Origin of the sequence: Pseudomonas bubulae (genome assembly GCF_900618535.1) — a bacterium.
GTDB lineage: Bacteria > Pseudomonadota > Gammaproteobacteria > Pseudomonadales > Pseudomonadaceae > Aquipseudomonas > Aquipseudomonas bubulae.
In genome coordinates, this window is sequence record NZ_UYJA01000006.1 from 323,158 (window position 1) to 339,695 (window position 16,538).

Here is a 16,538-nt window from a genome sequence, read left to right on the forward strand (position 1 = left end):
TGCCGGGCTTGTATGACGGCAGGCATACAGACACACTGAGTCGCTTTTGCACAGCTTTACGGATGTGGTGCAAAGGTTAGCCGCTAGTCATAAGAACAATAAAAAGGGCCGGTCATGAACCTGGCCCGAAGCGAGGATAAGTCCGTGGATACAGTGACCTTGAATCACCAGACCCTGGCCGGTCTGGGGCTTGAACTGGCCGATTACGATCAGATGGTCGGCAGCTTTTATGACGGTGCCCTGGACCCCAAAATAATGGGTCGTACCTTGTGTACCGTGCGTGGCATGTTCCGGGCCAACTACGCCACCCTGATCCTGCGAGTGCCCGATCAGCCCGATCTGGGCTTGATGATCGTTGCCGGAGATATCGAAGGCGAGGGCGAGCTGACCTATCAAACCTATCCGCAAACCAATACCCCCTTTGTCGGGCAGGCGCTGGACCAGGTATTTACCGTCGAAGACCTGATGAGCGAGAGCGAGTGGGTGCAGTCGGCCTATTTCAAGGCCTACTGCGGTCCGCAGAATGTCTATCACGTGATGGGCGCCGACATTTCCACGCCCGATGGCGGCAAGCTGCGGTTTCGCATCACCCGGCCAAAGTCTTCCCCGGCTTTCTCCAGTGCCGAGCGTGCCCTGTGCAGCAGTTTTCTGCCGCATTTGCGCCGCGCCCTGCATCTGCACAACCTGCTCGATCGCAGCGAGTCCATGAGCGAGTTGTACGCCCAGGCCATCAGCCGCCTGTCGGTGGCGACCATCGTGCTCGACGAAACCGGCAAGGTTCTGCGCCTCAACCCGGTGGCCGAAGAAATCCTCAAGAACGCTGATGGACTCAAGTTGGTGGGGGGCAGGCTGGAAGCCACTTACCCCAGCGACAACCGCGAGCTGCAACGCCTGGTCAAGCACGCTTTCAGCCAGGAAGTGCGTGAGGGCGGGGCGACAGCCGATGCGATGTCCGTGACCCGACCTTCGGGTCAGGTCAGCCTGGGGCTGGTGGTCGAGGCCATTCCGTCGCTGGAGTGGGCCGAAGGCAAGAGCAAGCCGGCGGCAGTGATCTATATCCGCGACTCGGTAGGCAAATCGCTGGCCAGTGAAGTGGTGACCAAACAACTGTTCAACCTGACCAAGGCCGAGACGGCGCTGGCGATGGAACTGGCCAACGGCTTGTCCCTGGAGGAAGCGGCGGAAAACCTGAATATCCGGCGCAACACCGCGCGGGCGCATTTGCGTTCGATCTTCTCCAAGACCGGTGTGCGCCGCCAGACCGAGCTGGTGAGGATTTTGCTGAACAGCGTGGTCGCGTTGGGAAAGCCCAAGTGCGCCTTGCGAGCGGCTGAGTCCGTGGTGGTGCCGGCGCCACAACTGGCGCGTCCGGTTCGTAAAAGCGCTTAAGGATTTTATGCCCGCCGGCGAGGGTGTTTGCGCCACCGCCGGTTTTTCGTCAGCCAGGCCGCCTGCGCCTGCATCATCAAGGAAAGTCTTATGCCAGTTACTGCTGTCAGCGGTTCCGCTTCCGGGATCGGCGCCGCCGTGTGCGCGCAATTACGAGCTGCGGGCCACCGGATAATCGGAATTGACCGTGGCAATGCCGAAGTGGTCGCTGACCTTTCGACCCGTGCCGGGCGCCAGGCGGCAGTGGCGCAGGTGCTTGAGCAATGCGGCGGGGTGCTCGACGGGCTGGTGTGCTGCGCCGGGATCGGGGTGACCGCACCTTCCAGCGGCATCGTGCTGGCGGTTAACTACTTTGGCGTCAGTGAACTGCTTGATGGCCTGGCCGATGCGCTGGCCAAGGGGGAGAACCCGGCTGCACTGGTGATCGGTTCAGTGGCGGCCACCCATTCGGGTGCCGAGCAGGAACCAATGGTTGCCGCGATGCTCGCCGGTGACGAGGCGAAGGCGTTGGAACTGGCCAATGCCCTGGGTCAGACGCACCAGGCCTATGCCGGTTCCAAGTATGCGGTGACCTGTGCCGCGCGGCGCAAGGCGGTGCAATGGGCCCCGCAAGGTATCCGTTTGAACGTGGTTGCACCGGGCGCGGTGGAAACTCCGCTGCATCAGGCGGCCAAGGACGATGCGCGGTTTGGCAAGGCCGTACGTGAGTTTGTCGCACCACTGGGGCGCTCGGGCACTCCTGAAGAACTGGCCCGGGTTGTGGCTTTTGTGCAATCGGCGCAGGCCAGTTTCATGACCGGCAGCGTAGTGTTTGTCGACGGCGGCATGGACGCAATGGTGCGTACACAGCGTTTCTGACCGCTAAGGGGCTTTTATGAACAAAGTGGCATTTATTACCGGCGCCAGTCGCGGCATTGGTCGTGCAACCGCGCTGGCCTTTGCCCGTGCAGGTTTTGATCTGGCCATCAGTGCGCGCAGCCTGGACGAAGGTCAAAGCCATGCCCACGGCTTGCGCAACCCGGATGGCACGCCGCTGCCCGGCAGTTTGAATGCCACCGCAGCGGCAATCCGTGAGCTGGGACGCAAGGCGCTGGTGGTGCCCATGGACCTGCTCGACAGTGAGTCGGTACTGGCCGCCAGCCAGGCTGTGTTTACCGAATATGGCCGGGTGGATGTACTGGTCAACAATGCCATCTACCAGGGCAGCGATCTGAATGTACCTTTTATGCAGTTGCAGCCCGAGACCCTGGAGCGAGTCTTTCAGGGCTATGTGATGACACCGTTCTTGCTGACCCGGGCGGTGGTCAGCCAGATGCTCGAGCAGGGCGGCGGTGTGGTGATCAACGTCACCTCCGGTGCTGGAGAAACCGATCCGCCGGTGGCAGCGGGCAAGGGCGGCTGGGGTTACGCCTATGGTGCGGGCAAGGCGGCAGTGTCGAGGCTGTCGGGCATATTGTCGGTGGAACTGGGGGAGCAGGGGATTCGTGCCTACACCCTCAACCCGGGTGTGGTGACCACTGACGCATTGCGCGCCACCATTGGTGACAAAGGCGTCATTGCCCTGCGTGCAGGCTCTGCGCCGCCAGAGGTACCAGCAGCGGTGATGCTGTGGCTGGCCACCCATGAAGGGGCGGTTGATCACCAGCGCAAGACCATCCACTGCCAGCCGTTTGCCCGTGAACACGGGATTGTCGAGGATTGGCGCTAAGCGCTCCCTCACCCTGTCCCTCTCCCAGGGGGAGAGGGGGCTGACCGCACGCGGCCCAAAGATCACCGCTAACCAGCTCCCTCTCCCTGCGGGAGAGGGTTGGGGTGAGGGCAGCCCCTCTAGTCCATCTGAACGATGAGCCCACCCCGAACCTCGGTGAAGATCATCGGGTAAAGCGCCCTGGCCCTTAACCTGAGGAATAATAAAAATGACTAAACTCGCACACATCCACGTCGAGAATGCTTTGTCGCCCCGCTATGGTCGCGGCTGGCATTGCCTGGGCGAGGCAGACGAGTACCGTGATGGCAAGCTGCATACCCTGAATGTGTTCGGCTCGCGACTGCTGGCATTTGCCACGTCAAAGGGCGAGATCAGTGTGCTCGACGCCCATTGCCCGCATATGGGCGCCGACCTGTCCCAGGGCACTATCGAAAACGACCGTGTGGTCTGCCCCTTTCACCACTGGCAGTACGAAGCCAGCGGCAAGTGTGTCGAGATCCCTTACTGCAAGCGCATTCCGCCCAAGGCCAAAACCCGTGCCTGGCAGACCTGCGAGGTCAACAATCTGCTGTTTGTGTGGAACAACCCTGAAGGCAAGCCGCCCGCCGAAGATGTGGTGATCCCCCATCTACCTGAGCTGGACAGCGATGAGTGGCTGCACAGCTGGCATATGGACAAGCTGATCATCGACACCAACCCGCGCGAGCTGGTCGACAACCTGGTGGACGCCCAGCATTTCGGTCCGGTACATGGCACGCCGACCAAGTACTTCCACAATGTGTTCGAGGGGCATATTGCTCAGCAGATCTTCCATGGCGACTCCGAGCGGCTGGGCGGTGACCTGGTGGCCGAGTCGGCCTATTACGGCCCCGCGACGCACCTGACACGCATGAGCGCGGTGTTTGAAGGGCTGGAAATAAAGTCCATCCTGCTCAATTGCCACGTGCCGATCGGCCCCAACAGCTTTGAACTGCGTTTTGGCTGCATGGTGAAAAAAGTGCCGGGCTGGACCCATGAACAGAACGAAGCGCTGGCCGTGGATTATGTGCAGCGTAACCGCGACTCGTTCTATCAGGACGTTGATATCTGGACGCACAAGGTGCGCATCAACAACCCGGTGCTGGCCGAGGGCGATGGTCCGGTCTATCAGCTACGCGAGTGGTACCAACAGTTTTTCACCGACGAAGAGGGCGTGCCGGCAAGCATGGCCGAGCGTCGTGAAATCACCACGGTGGATAACCGCTGATTGATTGCCTGAGCCACGGGCCGCGCCGCTGGCGCTGCCTGTCCAGCGGCAAGTTACTGCTGGCTTTTTGATCCGTGCTGCTTAAGATGGCCGTCATCGATACGTCATCGGGCATGGAACAGGGCCAATGCTGAACAAGGACACCATCTCCATTCATCTGGTGCGTGAGGCGCTGCTGCAAAGCTGTGCGCCGGGCAGTGCCACGGATGAAGTGCTGCACAAGGTCGGCATCGCGCGCGAGTTGCTTGACCAGCCGGATGCCCGTGTACCGGCCATGGTCTATGCGCGGATGTGGCGGTTGCTGGCGCGGCGCCTGGACGACGAATTTTTTGGCATGGACCCGCGCAAGTTGCGGGCCGGCAGCCTGGAGTTCATGTGCCGTTCGGCCATGGCGCAGCCAACCCTGGCCCGGGGTCTGGAGGTGGTACTGGGGTTTCTGTCGTTGATGCTGGAGCGTTTGCCTGCACGCCTGGTGCGTCAGCAAAGCGTGGCCGAGATTGTCCTGCACGAGCCTGAGCAACAGGCCAGCCGTGGCTTTACCTACTTTGCCTACTGGATGATCGTGCACGGTGTGGCCTGCTGGCTGGCCGGGCGCAGGATTCCGATTCTGGCCATTGAGCTGCGTTGTGCTGCGCCCGATTACTGCGAAGACTACGAAGTGATGTTCTCCGAGAACCTGCGTTTTGAGCGGCCACGCACGCGGATGATTTTTGCCGCTGATTGCCTGGATGCACCGATCAAGCGCAGCGATCAGGAGTTGAAACGGTTTTTGGCCGAAGCACCGGCCAATATTCTGGTCAAGTACCGCGACCCGCAAAGCCTGGCCAGTCAGATAAAACAGAATCTGCGCCAGTTGCCGGCCGTGCAGTGGCCCGAGACCCAGGGCATGGCGCAGAGTCTGTGTATGTCGGCATCGACCTTGCGCCGTCGCCTGGCGGACGAAGGGCAAACCTTTCAGGGGCTCAAGGACAGTGTGCGCAAGGAGCTGGCAATCGGCTGGCTGGCCGAGCCTGAGCACAGCTATGCCGACATTGCCCAGCGCCTGGGCTTTGCCGATACCAGCTCATTCTACAAGGCCTTTCGCAAATGGTCGGGGACCAACCCCGGGCATTACCGCGGGTTAATTTTGGGCGCGGTTTGAAAACCATTGGCGCCTCTGACTCTTCTGTCCCCTGAAGAGACTCTGTTGCCGATCAAGCCTTTTTGTGGGAACGAGCCTGCTCGCGAACGACCTTCGCGAGCAGGCTCGCTCCCACAGTCGTCGTATATACGGGCTACAGCGTCCTGATCGAGTTGCTGATCCCGCGGGCGCACTGAATCACTGTAGAGGCCAGTTTTTCTTCGGCTTCTTCCATGCTCCAGCGGCTGCTGGGCACCACCACATGCACCGCCGCGACCGGCAGGCCGTTACTGTTGAAAATCGGCGCGGCAATGGTCATGTCACCCAGAAACATTTCTTCCTTGTTGGTGGCATAACCCTGTTTGCGGCTGATCTGCACCCGTTCAAATATGGCGTCGGCATCGGTAATTGTATGGCGTGTCAGTTCGATCAGCTGGCTGTCTTGCAGCACACCACGGATTTCATCATCTGCCAGGCCACTCAGGTAAGCACGCCCGCCACCTGTGCAGTACATCGGGATACGGCTGCCGATAGGCATATGGATCGGGATAAATTTCGGTGCGACGAAACGTGACACGTAAACCATGTCCAGTCCGTCGGGCTCGGTCAGGTTGACCGTCTCGCCGGTGATCTGGTTGAGCTCGGCCAAGTAGGGGTTTGCCACATCTACCAATATATCGGCGGCCAGATAGTTGTAGCCGATCTCCATAACTTTGGGCGTTAACTGGAAGCGCCGGCTTTGCGGGTGTTTGCGTACATACCCGAGTTCTTCAAGGGTATGCACCATGCGTTGGGCCGAGCTTTTGCTGATGCCTGCCACCAACGCTATATCTGCCAGGGTCATGGTGCGCCGCGCCGCGCCGAAACCGCGAAGTACGGCCAGGCCCTTTTCCAGTGACTGGTTGAAAAGAGGGTTGTTGTTATCGCTCATGGCGCATCCTTGGCTTGTTTCAGGCCTATAAGTATCGATATGCGATACTTATAAATCTCTTTACGATTTAAGTAAATTGGTTATAGTCGATGGCGGCATTTTGCACCAGAGGCTGCAGGGGTTGTTGAGTGCCGTATCGCAACAATAAAAGCGACCACAGGGAGATTCGCTATGCACAAACCTTTTCAAGTGCTGACGCTGGTATGCGCAATGGCTGCCGGGTTGATTGGATCAGCCAGCGCTGTTGCAGAGCCTGTCTATAAGGTCGGGGCGACAGCAACGGGCATCCCGTTCACCTTCCTCGATATCAAGAGCGGGAAAATCCAGGGCATGATGGTCGATGCGGCCGAGGCGGTGGGCAAGGCTGGCGGGTTCGACACCGAGATCCAGCAAACCACCTTTGCGGCTCTGATCCCTTCGTTGACCACCAACAAGATCGACCTGATTTCCGCCGCCATGCTCAAAACCCCAGAGCGTGAAAAGGTTGTGCAGTATTCCGATCCGATTTTCAGCTACGGCGAAGGCCTGATCGTCAAATCTGACGACCCTAAAGAATACAAAACCATGGATGACCTGGCCGGTGAAGTGGTCGGCGCCCAGGTTGGTACGGTCTTTCTCGATGCGCTGAACAAACACGGCGGCTTCAAGGAAGTGCGCAGCTACGACTCCATTCCTGACCTGATGCGGGACCTCAAGCTGGGCCGTATCAAGGCGGCATTCGGTGATCGCCCGATCATCGCCTACCAGTTGGCCCAGGGTAAAAACCCGGACGTAAAACTGTCGAGCACCTATGTGCCGGTGGTGATGGGCGACGTATGCCTGGTGATGCGCCAGGGCGATGCCGAGAAGCTGGCGCAGGTCAACAAGGGCATTGCCGCCATCAAGGCCGACGGCTCGCTGCAACGCATCATCGAGAAGTGGCAACTGAACTGATGATCCTGTGGCCCCCGTGTTGCGGCGGGTCACTTCTTGTAGCGGTGCGCAGGTAGTTTATGTTTCTCCAGGACGCGTTGGACTTTCTTCCAATTCTGCTCAAAGGCGCAGTGGTCACTGTGCAGGTCACTGCAGGTTCGTTCCTGCTCAGTTCAGTGATTGGCTTGCTGTTTGCGCTGATGATGGTTTCCAAGATTCGCGCCATCGCCTTGTTCGCCATCGGCGTGGTCAATGTGATTCGCGGGCTGCCGATCATCGTGCAGCTGTTTTATATCTATTTTGTGTTGCCCGACTTCGGTATCCAGCTCAGTGCCATGCAGGCTGGCGTGATCGGTCTGGGCATTGCCTATTCGGCCTATCAGGCCGAGAACTTCCGCGCGGGGATCCAGGCCATCGACCTGGGCCAGATCGAAGCCGCCGAGTCGTTTGGCATGCGCGGTCTGCTGATCATGCGCCGGATTGTGCTGCCCCAGGCATTTCGCATTGCCTTGCCGCCCTATGGCAACACGCTGGTGATGATGCTCAAGGACTCCTCGCTGGTGTCGACCATCACCGTGGCGGAAATGACCCGCCAAGGGCAACTGATTGCGTCTTCGACCTTTGAAAACATGACGGTCTACACCCTGGTTGCGTTGCTCTATCTGTCGATGAGCTTGCCGCTGTCCTATGGCTTGCGTCGTCTGGAAGGCCGCTTTGCGCTGCGGAGGCGTACATGAAAGCACCCTCGAAATTGATCTTGCCACCTTCCCTCTGGTCCGCTACGGCGCGCCCCGCGGCTCTGACCCAGGCACTGGCGGAAAACAAGCGGGTGGACGTGGCGATTGTCGGTGCCGGGTACACGGGGCTGGTGACTGCACTGCGCCTGGCAGAGTCGGGTGTCAGTGTCTGTGTGCTGGATGCGGGTGAGCCGGGTTGGGGCGCTTCGGGGCGCAACGGCGGGCAGGTCATCCCCGGCCTCAAATACGACCCCGATCAGTTGCTTGAGCGTTTTGGCGCTGAGCGTGGCGAGAAAATTATCGAAGCCTGCGGCGGTGCCGCAGATGAAGTGTTTTCGCTGATTCGCGAATACGGCATTGCGTGTGATGCCACGCGCAAGGGCTGGATTCAGCCGGCCTTTTCCAGCGCGACGATGAAGACTCTGGAGGGTCGTGCCCGCCAGTGGCAACAGCGCGGTGTAGCCGCCGAGTTGCTGGACAGTGACACCGTATGCCAGCGCATCGGTACGCACAATTACGTGGGTGGCTGGGTTGACCCGCGGGCTGGCAGTTTGCATCCGCTTAACTATGCTCGCGGCCTGGCCAGGTCGGCACTGGGGCGTGGCGTGATGATTCACAGCGATAGCCAGGTGACGGACTTGCGCCGCATCGGCACGCAGTGGCAACTGACCACCGCACAAGGTCATAGCGTGACGGCCGAGCGTGTGGTGCTGGCTACCAATGGCTATACCGATGGCTTGTGGCCAGGGCTGCGGCAAACCGTGCTGGCGGCCAACAGTTTCCTGATTGCCACCCGACCACTGTCGCCGGAGCTGCGCAAAACCATTTTGCCGGGCGGGGAAGTGTGCTCCGATGCGCGGCGCCTGCTGCTGTACTTCAAGCAGGATGCCCAGGGGCGTGTACTGCTGGGTGGGCGCGGGCCGTTTGCCGAACCGCGGCGTGCCGAAGACTGGGCACACCTTGAACGCTCATTGATCAGCGTGTTTCCGCAGTTGGCAGGCGTGGCGATCGAATACCGCTGGAGCGGGCGTGTGGCGCTCAATCATAGTGTGTTGCCACAGTTGCATGAGCCGCAGCCAGGCCTGTCGATCCTGATGGGCTACAACGGCCGCGGCATTGCGATGGCGACAACCTTGGGCAAGCATCTGGCGGCGCGAGTTTCGGGGGCCAGCAATGACTTCCCGTTCCCTGTCACGCCGATGCGCAGAATTCCCTTCCACAGCTTGCAGCGCCTGTATGTGGCGGCGGGTATCAGTTACTACCGGTTGCTGGATGCCCTGAACGGGTAAAAGCAGGGGCAAGCGTCAACAGCCTTGGCGCTTGCCGCTGATCTTCAATCCGCCTTGATCGTTGATACATCATCGGCCCTGACCTTTATGTGCTTGCCTGCTATATCGACGAACTCATAGAAGCCATCCTTGTTGGTGGTAGTGGGCAGGTCCTTGGTCAGGTATTGCGTGCCGTTTTGCAGGGTCACAACGCTCGGGGTCGCGCAGCCTGCCAGGCCCAGCAAGGCCACTATCAGCAGGGGTAAACCGGTAACCTTGATCTTCATGCATGTACCTTGAGCTGTTCGCAAGTTGGAGATGGGTCGCGCCGAGGTTGTTCGAGCAGCCAGCGCTGGAAAGTCAGTGTGGCATCTGACAGCGTTTTTTGCCGAGAGTGCGCCGGATGATCGGCATTTGTGCTGAAAAATTCAACCGCGCCGCCACCGCGCCGTGATCCCGGTGCGGGTGGATCAGATCAGGTCGGGCACGCCCTGGAGCCATTATTGAGGTCCTGTTTGTCGACGCGACTGAGCAGGCTGGCCTTGCCGTCTTTCCAGGTCAGGGTCAACACATACAACGAGTCAAAGTCGCCACCGGACCAGTCTTCGGTCAACGAGGTCTTCTTGCCCAGCGCCTGACTGGCGACGCTATTGATCAGTTCCGGCAAGTAGCCATGGGACCAGGCGGTGTAGATCGTTGAGCTGTGATACTGGTCGTCGGTCAGCTCTTTGGCCAGTTGGCGGGTATCGTTGGCCGAATACTCCAGATTGATCGGCAAGCCCAGTTTGATGGCGCTCGGGTTGATGGTCATCAACGGCCGTACGTAGCTGTAGGCATCATCATTGGCGCCTTCTTCAACCTGGCGCGAAGGGTTGGCTGCAAACACGTAGTCAGCCTTGCCATAGCGCTGAGGCAACAGGGTGGCCAGGTCAATCGCGCGGTTCAGTCCCTGGCAGGTGAGCTGGCCGAGGCCATCGGCGGGTTTTTCCGCATGGCGTAAAAACACCAGGGTTTGCACACCGTCTACCGGCTGGGCAAAGACGTCATCCGCATGTACCGCCAGCGCAACAGCGCCGGCAATCAGTAACAGCGGGATAGCCGCCAATGCATAGGGCTTGAGTCGAGGTTTAATCCAAACAGACTGGGTCATGGGATTCTTCTGCATACATCTGTTAAGGCTGACTGGCCTGGCACAGTGGGCATGGCAGCCCCTGTGTTGATCCTTGTCATTACTGCAAACCTGAGCCTCTTATCCTTGGCAGAAGCGTTTATTAGATGCCTTTTTCACAATTGGTTCGATTTTACCTGCGCTAGATCGGTAATTGTCCTGCAGGGTGAATGCTATGGTGGCTTTTTTGTATGACAAAATCGTTCACTCTTTAGTCTGGTATTCCTACAGAGGCTTGCGCCATGCTTCCAGCGCCACTGCGAAAACCGAGCAATCCCGTGCATCTTCGAGTACGTGCCTGGCGCGGCCGGGTAGGGCTGGCCATGGTGGCGAGCCTGTCGGTGCTGGCGGGCATGACGGACGCCATCGGCTTTTTGGCCACCGGTGATTTTGTCTCATTTATGAGCGGCAATACCACGCGTCTGGCGGTGGCCGTCGGTGACGGTGACCTGCAGATGGCGGTGCGCCTGCTGCTTGCGGTACTGGCGTTTATTGTCGGTAACGCCCTGGGGGTATTGCTGGGGCGCTGGGGCGGACGGCGCGCTTTACCCTTGATGCTGGTGATTGCGGGGTTGTTGTGTGCAGCAGCTTTGCTGCCGTTTGCCAGCCAGGTGCCGGCGTTGCTGGCAGCCATCGTGGCAATGGGCATGCTCAATGCTGCGGTGGAGCAGGTCAATGGCCTGCCGGTGGGCCTGACCTACGTGACCGGGGCATTGTCGCGTTTTGGTCGCGGGCTGGGCCGCTGGCTGCTGGGTGAGCGGCGCAGTGGCTGGCGCGTGCAACTGGTGCCCTGGACCGGGATGTTGCTGGGTGCAGTGCTGGGTGCCTTGCTGGAGGCGCAGTTCGGCCTCCAGGCCCTGCTGTTCAGCGCCGGTTTTGCGGCTGTTTTGGGCGTGTTGTCGTTGCGCATACCTCGTCGTTGGCAACGGGATTACATGCCGCGTTAATCCCTCGTTTTGCTTGACCCGGGCTGCGCGTAAACTGGCGCAGCCCGGCTGCATGCCCAGCCCTACGAACAGGAGTCGTTGTGTCCAAGTCAGTCGATGACAATTCATCCCTTGCGCCATTTTCCATCGAAAGCCCGGCACCGCTATATGCCCGGGTCAAACAGGCCATAACGCAAAAAATCCGTTCAGGGGCCTGGCTGCCCAATGCCAAGTTGCCGTCTGAGAGTGAACTGCTTGCCCAGCTGGGGGTGAGTCGCATGACCATCAATCGCGCATTGCGTGAGCTGACCATCGAAGGGCTGCTGGTGCGCATGCAAGGGGTGGGCACCTTCGTCGCCGTGCCCAAGGGCAGTGCGGCGTTGTTCGAGATTCGCAATATCGCCCAGGAAATCGCTGATCGTGGCCATGTGCACCGCTGCGAAGTGATTGTGCTCGAAGAGGTCCCGGCCAAGACCACGCCGGTGTTGCCCTTTGCCCTGGACGGGGTCAAACGCTTATTCCACTCTCTGATGGTGCACTACGAAAACGAGGTGCCGGTGCAGATCGAGGAGCGCTATATCAATGCCGAGATCGCCCCTGAGTACCTGCAACAGGACTTCACCCGCACCACAACCTATGCCTACCTGATGAACCTGGCGCCACTGACCGGCGGCGAACATGAGGTGGAGGCGATTCATGCTACTTCCGCGCAATGCCGCCTGTTGAACGTAAAGCGCAACGAGCCATGCCTGCTGATTCGCCGCCGGACCTGGGCTGCACAGGGGTTGGTGGGGTGTGCCCGGCTGGTCTATCCGGGTTCGCGCTATCGCCTGCAAGGGCAGTGCGGTAACTGAGTACTCGCGGGTGGCCCCGTGTTACTCGCGTTACTTTTGGTGCGTTTTTGTTACCTTCCCGCCTGTTTATGCCCAAAGTTGCGGCAGTTTTTTGCATTTTTTCTGTGCGCTCATATTCCGTATTAAAAAGTTCTTAATTTTTAACTATCTGATTTAAATAGCTATTTATCTTGGTTTTGTACGTTCCTGGTTGATCTCGTTCAGGTGTTGGCCCTTCACTTGCATTCACTTGTACATACAGGTTGGTATAAGTGTGCACCTTTGTGCCGCTTGAGCATTTGAGGATGTGAAAATGAACGACAGTCCGTTTACCCGACAACTGCAAGGTGTGCGTGTGCTGGATGTCAGCCGCGTGCTGGCCGGGCCGCATTGCACCGCGATGCTGGCTGATCTGGGGGCCGACGTCATCAAGTTCGAAGTGCCCGAGGAGGGCGATGACGCCCGCCATCTGGGCCCGTTTCTGGACGGCGAAAGTGTCTACTTCGGGCTGATCAATCGCGGCAAACGCAGCGTTGAAATCGATTTTAAAAACCCGGCCGACCGCCAGCGTTTCTACGAACTGGTGGCCGATGCCGATGTCGTGGTCGAGAACTTCCGCCCCGGTGTCACTCAACGCCTGGGCATCGATTTCGACACCCTCAAGCAGCACAACCCGCGGCTGATCTACGCCAGCATCTCCGGTTTCGGCCAGCAAGGCCCGCTGTCCAGTCGCCCGGCTTATGACATCGTCGCGCAGGCCATGTCCGGGCTGATGAGCGTTACCGGTTTCGCCGCTACCGGGCCGACCCGCAGCGGCGAGGCCATCGGCGATCTGTGTGCCGGGGTGTATGCAGCCTGGGCAATCAGCTCGGCGCTGTTTGCCCGCGAGCGGCATGCCCCGGGGGCCCAGTACATCGATGTGGCCATGTTCGACGTGTTGTTCAGCCTGCAGATGACCGGTCTGTCCAACCTGTATGCAAACGGTGTGGCGCCGGGGCTGGTGGGTAACCGGCATCCGGTATCGACGCCGTTTGATAGCTATCGCGCGGCAGACGGTCAGGTGGTGATTGCAGTGGCCAGCAATCGCTTGTTCGAGCGCCTGTGCCAATGCATGGGCCAGCCGGAGCTGGCCACCGATGCGCGCTTTGTCAACGATACCCAGCGCACCCTGAATGAGCCGGCGTTACGCGCTGTTATCGAGGCCTGGACCACACAGCACAAGGTTGAACAGTTATGCGACGGCCTGCTCGATGCCGGAGTGCCGTCTTCACCGGTGTGGGATCTGGCCCAGGCTGCGGGCAGTGAACATGCCCGTGTACGCCAGTTGCAGTTCCAGCCCGAGGGCAGCGTATTGCCGCTGGTGCCGCAACCGGTGTTCTTCAATGGCCGTAAACCCCACGCCATCACCATTGCCCCCCGATTGGGCGCAGACAACGCCGCATTTGGCTTGAACAAAGCAGGAGAGAAAGCATGAACTTTGAAATGAGCGCAGAAGAATTGGCCGTAGTTGAAAGTGCCGAGCAAGTGGCGCGTGAGGTAATTCAGCCGCTGGCCCAGCACTACGATGAAACCGAAACTTTTTGCCTGGCCAGCATCCGGGCGTTGAGCGATCTGGGTTGCATGGGCGTCAACCTGCCAGAGCAATATGGCGGCCTGGGCATTGGCAGCCTGGCGATGAGCCGCGTGGTGGAAGCAGTAGCGGGTGCCTGTGCCTCTACCGCTTCGGCCATGACTGCGCATTTTCTGGCCACGGACTCGATCCTGCTGGGCGGCACCGAGGAACAGAAACATGAGTGGCTGCCACGGGCAGCCAGCGGCGAATTGCTCGGTGCCTTTGCCCTGACCGAGCCTGCGGCGGGTTCCAACCCGGCGGATATGCGCAGCCGCGCCGTACGTGAAGAAGGTGGTTGGCGGGTGCGCGGCAACAAGCACTACATCACCAATGCCAGGGAAGCCGATTTTATTGTGCTCTACGTCAAGACCGACGCAGATGCAGGTCACAAGGGCATCAGTGCCTTTATGGTGCCCCGGGGCACGGCGGGCATCAGCTTCTCCAGTCCGGAAAAAACCATGGGCCTGCGTGGCAGTACCATCTATGAACTGGCGCTGGACTGCTGGCTGCCCGAATCGGCACTGCTCGGCGTAGAAGGCCAGGGGTTCAACACGGCCATGGCGGTGCTGGACCGTGGGCGGGTGGAAGTGGCAGCCATGTCGCTGGGGATTGCCAATGCCGCCCTGCAAGCCAGCCTGAGCTGGGTGCGTGAACGGCAGATCGGGCCCAAACCGCTGGCCGCTTATCAGGGCACGCAATGGCGCCTGGCTGATATGTATGCGCAGCTCGAAAGCGCGCGCATGCTGACCATGAAAGCTGCTGCCCGGCGTGACAGCGGCGAGCGTTTCAGCCTCGACTCGGCCACCGCCAAACTGGTCGCTGCCGAATGCGCCGGGTTTATCACCGATGCTGCACTGCAACTGCACGGTGGCTATGGCTACAGCCGGGATTTGCCGCTGGAGCGCTATGTTCGTGATGCACGGATCTTGCGGATTTTTGAAGGCACCTCCGAGGTACAAAAAATCATTATCTCCCGTGCCCTGCTCGACGCAGCCAGATAATCCGCCGGCCAAGGATTGGAAAAGTCTTTCCCAAAACAACACGGCGCACACCGGGTGCCAGCCTGAAGGAACTGCTTATGTCCACGCTCAACCAAGATTCACCGCGGGCCTCGCTGGTCGAACAGCGCTCTATCGATTACATCCCTGAGTCAGAGCGCCATGGGCGTCTGTTCAGCCAGTTCACCTTGTGGTTCGGGGCCAACCTGCAAGTCACTGCGATTGTCACCGGAGCCCTGGCCGTGGTGCTGGGAGGGGACGTGTTCTGGTCGCTGATCGGCCTGCTGATCGGGCAAGTGCTGGGCGGCACCATCATGGCGTTGCATGCGGCGCAGGGGCCCAAGCTGGGCCTGCCGCAGATGATCTCCAGCCGGGTGCAATTCGGCGTCTATGGCGCCGTGATCCCGATTGTGCTGGTGTGCCTGATGTATGTCGGTTTCTCGGCCAGCGGCTCGGTGCTGGCCGGGCAGGCCGTGGGGCAACTGGTGGGGGTGAGTGACTCGTGGGGCATCCTGATTTTTGCTGCCCTGATCGTGCTGCTGACCATTCTGGGCTATCGCACCATTCACATGATCGGCCGTGTGGCGAGCGTGGTCGGCGTGCTGGCGTTTTTCTACCTGTTCTACACCCTGATTGCTCAGAATGACATTGGCCTGTTGCTGAGCAATAAACACTTTTCCCTGAGCAGTTTTCTGTTGGCGATATCGTTGTCAGCCTCCTGGCAGATCGCGTTCGGGCCTTATGTAGCGGACTATTCACGCTACTTGCCAGCCAGTACCTCGTCGCTGAAAACTTTTCTGGCAGTGGGGCTGGGCTCTGTCGTCGGCTCGCAAATATCGATGGTTTTCGGTGTGTTTGTGGCTGCCCTGGCCGGCAGCCAGTTTGCCGGGCATGAGGTGGCCTACATCGTCGGCATGGGGGCGAGCGGGGCGATGGCGGCGCTGCTGTATTTTTGCGTGGTGTTCGGCAAGGTGACCATCACTACGCTCAATGCCTACGGCAGTTTCATGTCCCTGGCCACCATCGTCAGCGGCTTTCGCGGCAACCATGAAATCTCCAAGACCTTACGCCTGTTTTACATCCTGCTGATGGTAGGTTTTGCCACTGCTCTGGCCTTGCTTGGGCAGCATTCGTTCCTCAAGGATTTTTCGGCGTTTATTCTGTTTTTACTGGCTTTTTTTACGCCGTGGAGCGCGATCAACCTGGTGGACTTTTACCTCATCAGTAAAGAGCGCTATGACGTACCGGCGCTGTCTAACCCGAATGGCCGATACGGGCGCTGGAACCTGCGCGGTATTCTGGTCTACGCCTTCGGAGTGGTGGTGCAGTTGCCGTTTATCGCCACCAGCTTTTACACCGGGCCTCTGGTGGAACACCTGGGGGGGACTGATATTTCCTGGATCATCGGCCTGACGCTGCCAGCGCTGGTGTACTACTTCGTGGCACGCAACTCGGGGCAGTCGGTGCCGGATCAACTGATTTTGCCTGTTGAGCCCGCGACGGTTTAAGAGGTTTCCAATCAAGTAGCCATAGAGGGAGCAACAATGAAGGTGCTGGCCTGTATCAAACGAGTGGTCGATTACAACGTTAAAGTGCGCGTCAAAGCGGACAACTCCGGCGTTGACCTCGCCAACGTCAAGATGTCGATGAACCCCTTCTGCGAAATCGCCGTGGAAGAAGCCGTACGCCT

At 59.6% G+C, this 16,538-nt stretch carries 16 protein-coding genes and 1 pseudogene; 14 read left to right on the forward strand and 3 right to left on the reverse strand.

Annotation, left to right across the window (positions count from 1 at the left end; translation table 11 throughout):
* The first annotated feature begins 144 nt into the window (after window positions 1-144).
* The 5 genes from PPTH39_RS21750 to PPTH39_RS21770 all read left to right on the forward strand — a co-directional run bounded on the left by PPTH39_RS21750 (window position 145) and on the right by PPTH39_RS21770 (window position 5,484).
* Window positions 145-1,389, forward strand: a complete 1,245-nt coding sequence (locus PPTH39_RS21750; protein ID WP_370688638.1) for a helix-turn-helix transcriptional regulator — start codon at window positions 145-147, stop codon at window positions 1,387-1,389.
* 90 nt (window positions 1,390-1,479) lie between these two features.
* Window positions 1,480-2,247 (forward strand): SDR family oxidoreductase, encoded by a 768-nt coding sequence (locus PPTH39_RS21755; RefSeq protein ID WP_095003329.1) that lies wholly within the window; start codon window positions 1,480-1,482, stop codon window positions 2,245-2,247.
* A 16-nt stretch (window positions 2,248-2,263) separates the two neighbouring features.
* Entirely contained in the window at window positions 2,264-3,097 is an 834-nt protein-coding gene (locus PPTH39_RS21760) for an SDR family NAD(P)-dependent oxidoreductase (RefSeq protein ID WP_095003330.1), read from the forward strand.
* Between the two features lie 208 nt (window positions 3,098-3,305).
* Complete coding sequence (locus PPTH39_RS21765) at window positions 3,306-4,343, forward strand: Rieske 2Fe-2S domain-containing protein (protein WP_095003331.1); 1,038 nt, start codon at window positions 3,306-3,308, stop codon at window positions 4,341-4,343.
* Window positions 4,344-4,470: 127 nt separating this feature from the next.
* Window positions 4,471-5,484, forward strand: a complete 1,014-nt coding sequence (locus tag PPTH39_RS21770) for an AraC family transcriptional regulator (RefSeq protein ID WP_095018694.1) — start codon at window positions 4,471-4,473, stop codon at window positions 5,482-5,484.
* Window positions 5,485-5,617: 133 nt separating this feature from the next.
* Here PPTH39_RS21770 and PPTH39_RS21775 read toward each other — a convergent pair whose 3' ends face one another.
* Window positions 5,618-6,394 carry an IclR family transcriptional regulator gene (locus PPTH39_RS21775; RefSeq protein WP_095003333.1) on the reverse strand — a complete coding sequence of 259 codons (777 nt, stop codon included), beginning with the start codon at window positions 6,392-6,394 and terminating at the stop codon, window positions 5,618-5,620.
* 171 nt (window positions 6,395-6,565) lie between these two features.
* Here PPTH39_RS21775 and PPTH39_RS21780 point away from each other — a divergent pair, with 171 nt between their 5' ends.
* The 3 genes from PPTH39_RS21780 to PPTH39_RS21790 are packed head-to-tail and all read left to right on the forward strand — an operon-like array spanning window position 6,566 to window position 9,332.
* Window positions 6,566-7,327 (forward strand): ABC transporter substrate-binding protein, encoded by a 762-nt coding sequence (locus PPTH39_RS21780; protein WP_095018695.1) that lies wholly within the window; start codon window positions 6,566-6,568, stop codon window positions 7,325-7,327.
* A 59-nt stretch (window positions 7,328-7,386) separates the two neighbouring features.
* Window positions 7,387-8,043, forward strand: a complete 657-nt coding sequence (locus PPTH39_RS21785) for an amino acid ABC transporter permease (RefSeq protein WP_095003335.1) — start codon at window positions 7,387-7,389, stop codon at window positions 8,041-8,043.
* A complete protein-coding gene (locus PPTH39_RS21790) occupies window positions 8,040-9,332 on the forward strand; it encodes an NAD(P)/FAD-dependent oxidoreductase (RefSeq protein WP_130872450.1) in 1,293 nt (430 codons plus the stop codon). Before PPTH39_RS21785 ends, PPTH39_RS21790 begins: the two co-directional genes overlap by 4 nt.
* 44 nt (window positions 9,333-9,376) lie before the next feature.
* Here PPTH39_RS21790 and PPTH39_RS21795 read toward each other — a convergent pair whose 3' ends face one another.
* Window positions 9,377-9,598: a YgdI/YgdR family lipoprotein gene (locus tag PPTH39_RS21795; RefSeq protein WP_130872451.1), complete on the reverse strand. Its 222-nt coding sequence runs from the start codon at window positions 9,596-9,598 to the stop codon at window positions 9,377-9,379.
* A gap of 188 nt (window positions 9,599-9,786) precedes the next feature.
* Window positions 9,787-10,461 carry a histidine phosphatase family protein gene (locus PPTH39_RS21800; RefSeq protein WP_095003338.1) on the reverse strand — a complete coding sequence of 225 codons (675 nt, stop codon included), beginning with the start codon at window positions 10,459-10,461 and terminating at the stop codon, window positions 9,787-9,789.
* 260 nt (window positions 10,462-10,721) lie between these two features.
* On the opposite strand from PPTH39_RS21800, the gene PPTH39_RS21805 reads away from it, so the two are divergent.
* From PPTH39_RS21805 to PPTH39_RS21830, 6 genes and pseudogenes are all read left to right on the forward strand, one after another.
* Complete coding sequence (locus PPTH39_RS21805; protein WP_130872452.1) at window positions 10,722-11,426, forward strand: YoaK family protein; 705 nt, start codon at window positions 10,722-10,724, stop codon at window positions 11,424-11,426.
* Window positions 11,427-11,506: 80 nt separating this feature from the next.
* Window positions 11,507-12,259, forward strand: coding sequence for a histidine utilization repressor (gene hutC, locus PPTH39_RS21810; RefSeq protein ID WP_130872453.1), 753 nt, complete (start codon window positions 11,507-11,509; stop codon window positions 12,257-12,259).
* Window positions 12,260-12,551: 292 nt separating this feature from the next.
* Window positions 12,552-13,712: a CaiB/BaiF CoA transferase family protein gene (locus PPTH39_RS21815; RefSeq protein ID WP_130872454.1), complete on the forward strand. Its 1,161-nt coding sequence runs from the start codon at window positions 12,552-12,554 to the stop codon at window positions 13,710-13,712.
* The gene (locus tag PPTH39_RS21820; protein ID WP_095020696.1) at window positions 13,709-14,851 is read left to right on the forward strand and encodes an acyl-CoA dehydrogenase family protein; all 1,143 of its coding nucleotides are present in this window, start codon (window positions 13,709-13,711) and stop codon (window positions 14,849-14,851) included. Before PPTH39_RS21815 ends, PPTH39_RS21820 begins: the two co-directional genes overlap by 4 nt.
* Before the next feature lie 77 nt (window positions 14,852-14,928).
* Window positions 14,929-16,356: a purine-cytosine permease family protein gene (locus PPTH39_RS21825; RefSeq protein ID WP_130872455.1), complete on the forward strand. Its 1,428-nt coding sequence runs from the start codon at window positions 14,929-14,931 to the stop codon at window positions 16,354-16,356.
* 36 nt (window positions 16,357-16,392) lie between these two features.
* Window positions 16,393-16,538: pseudogene (locus PPTH39_RS21830) on the forward strand (electron transfer flavoprotein subunit beta/FixA family protein); the annotation flags it as partial.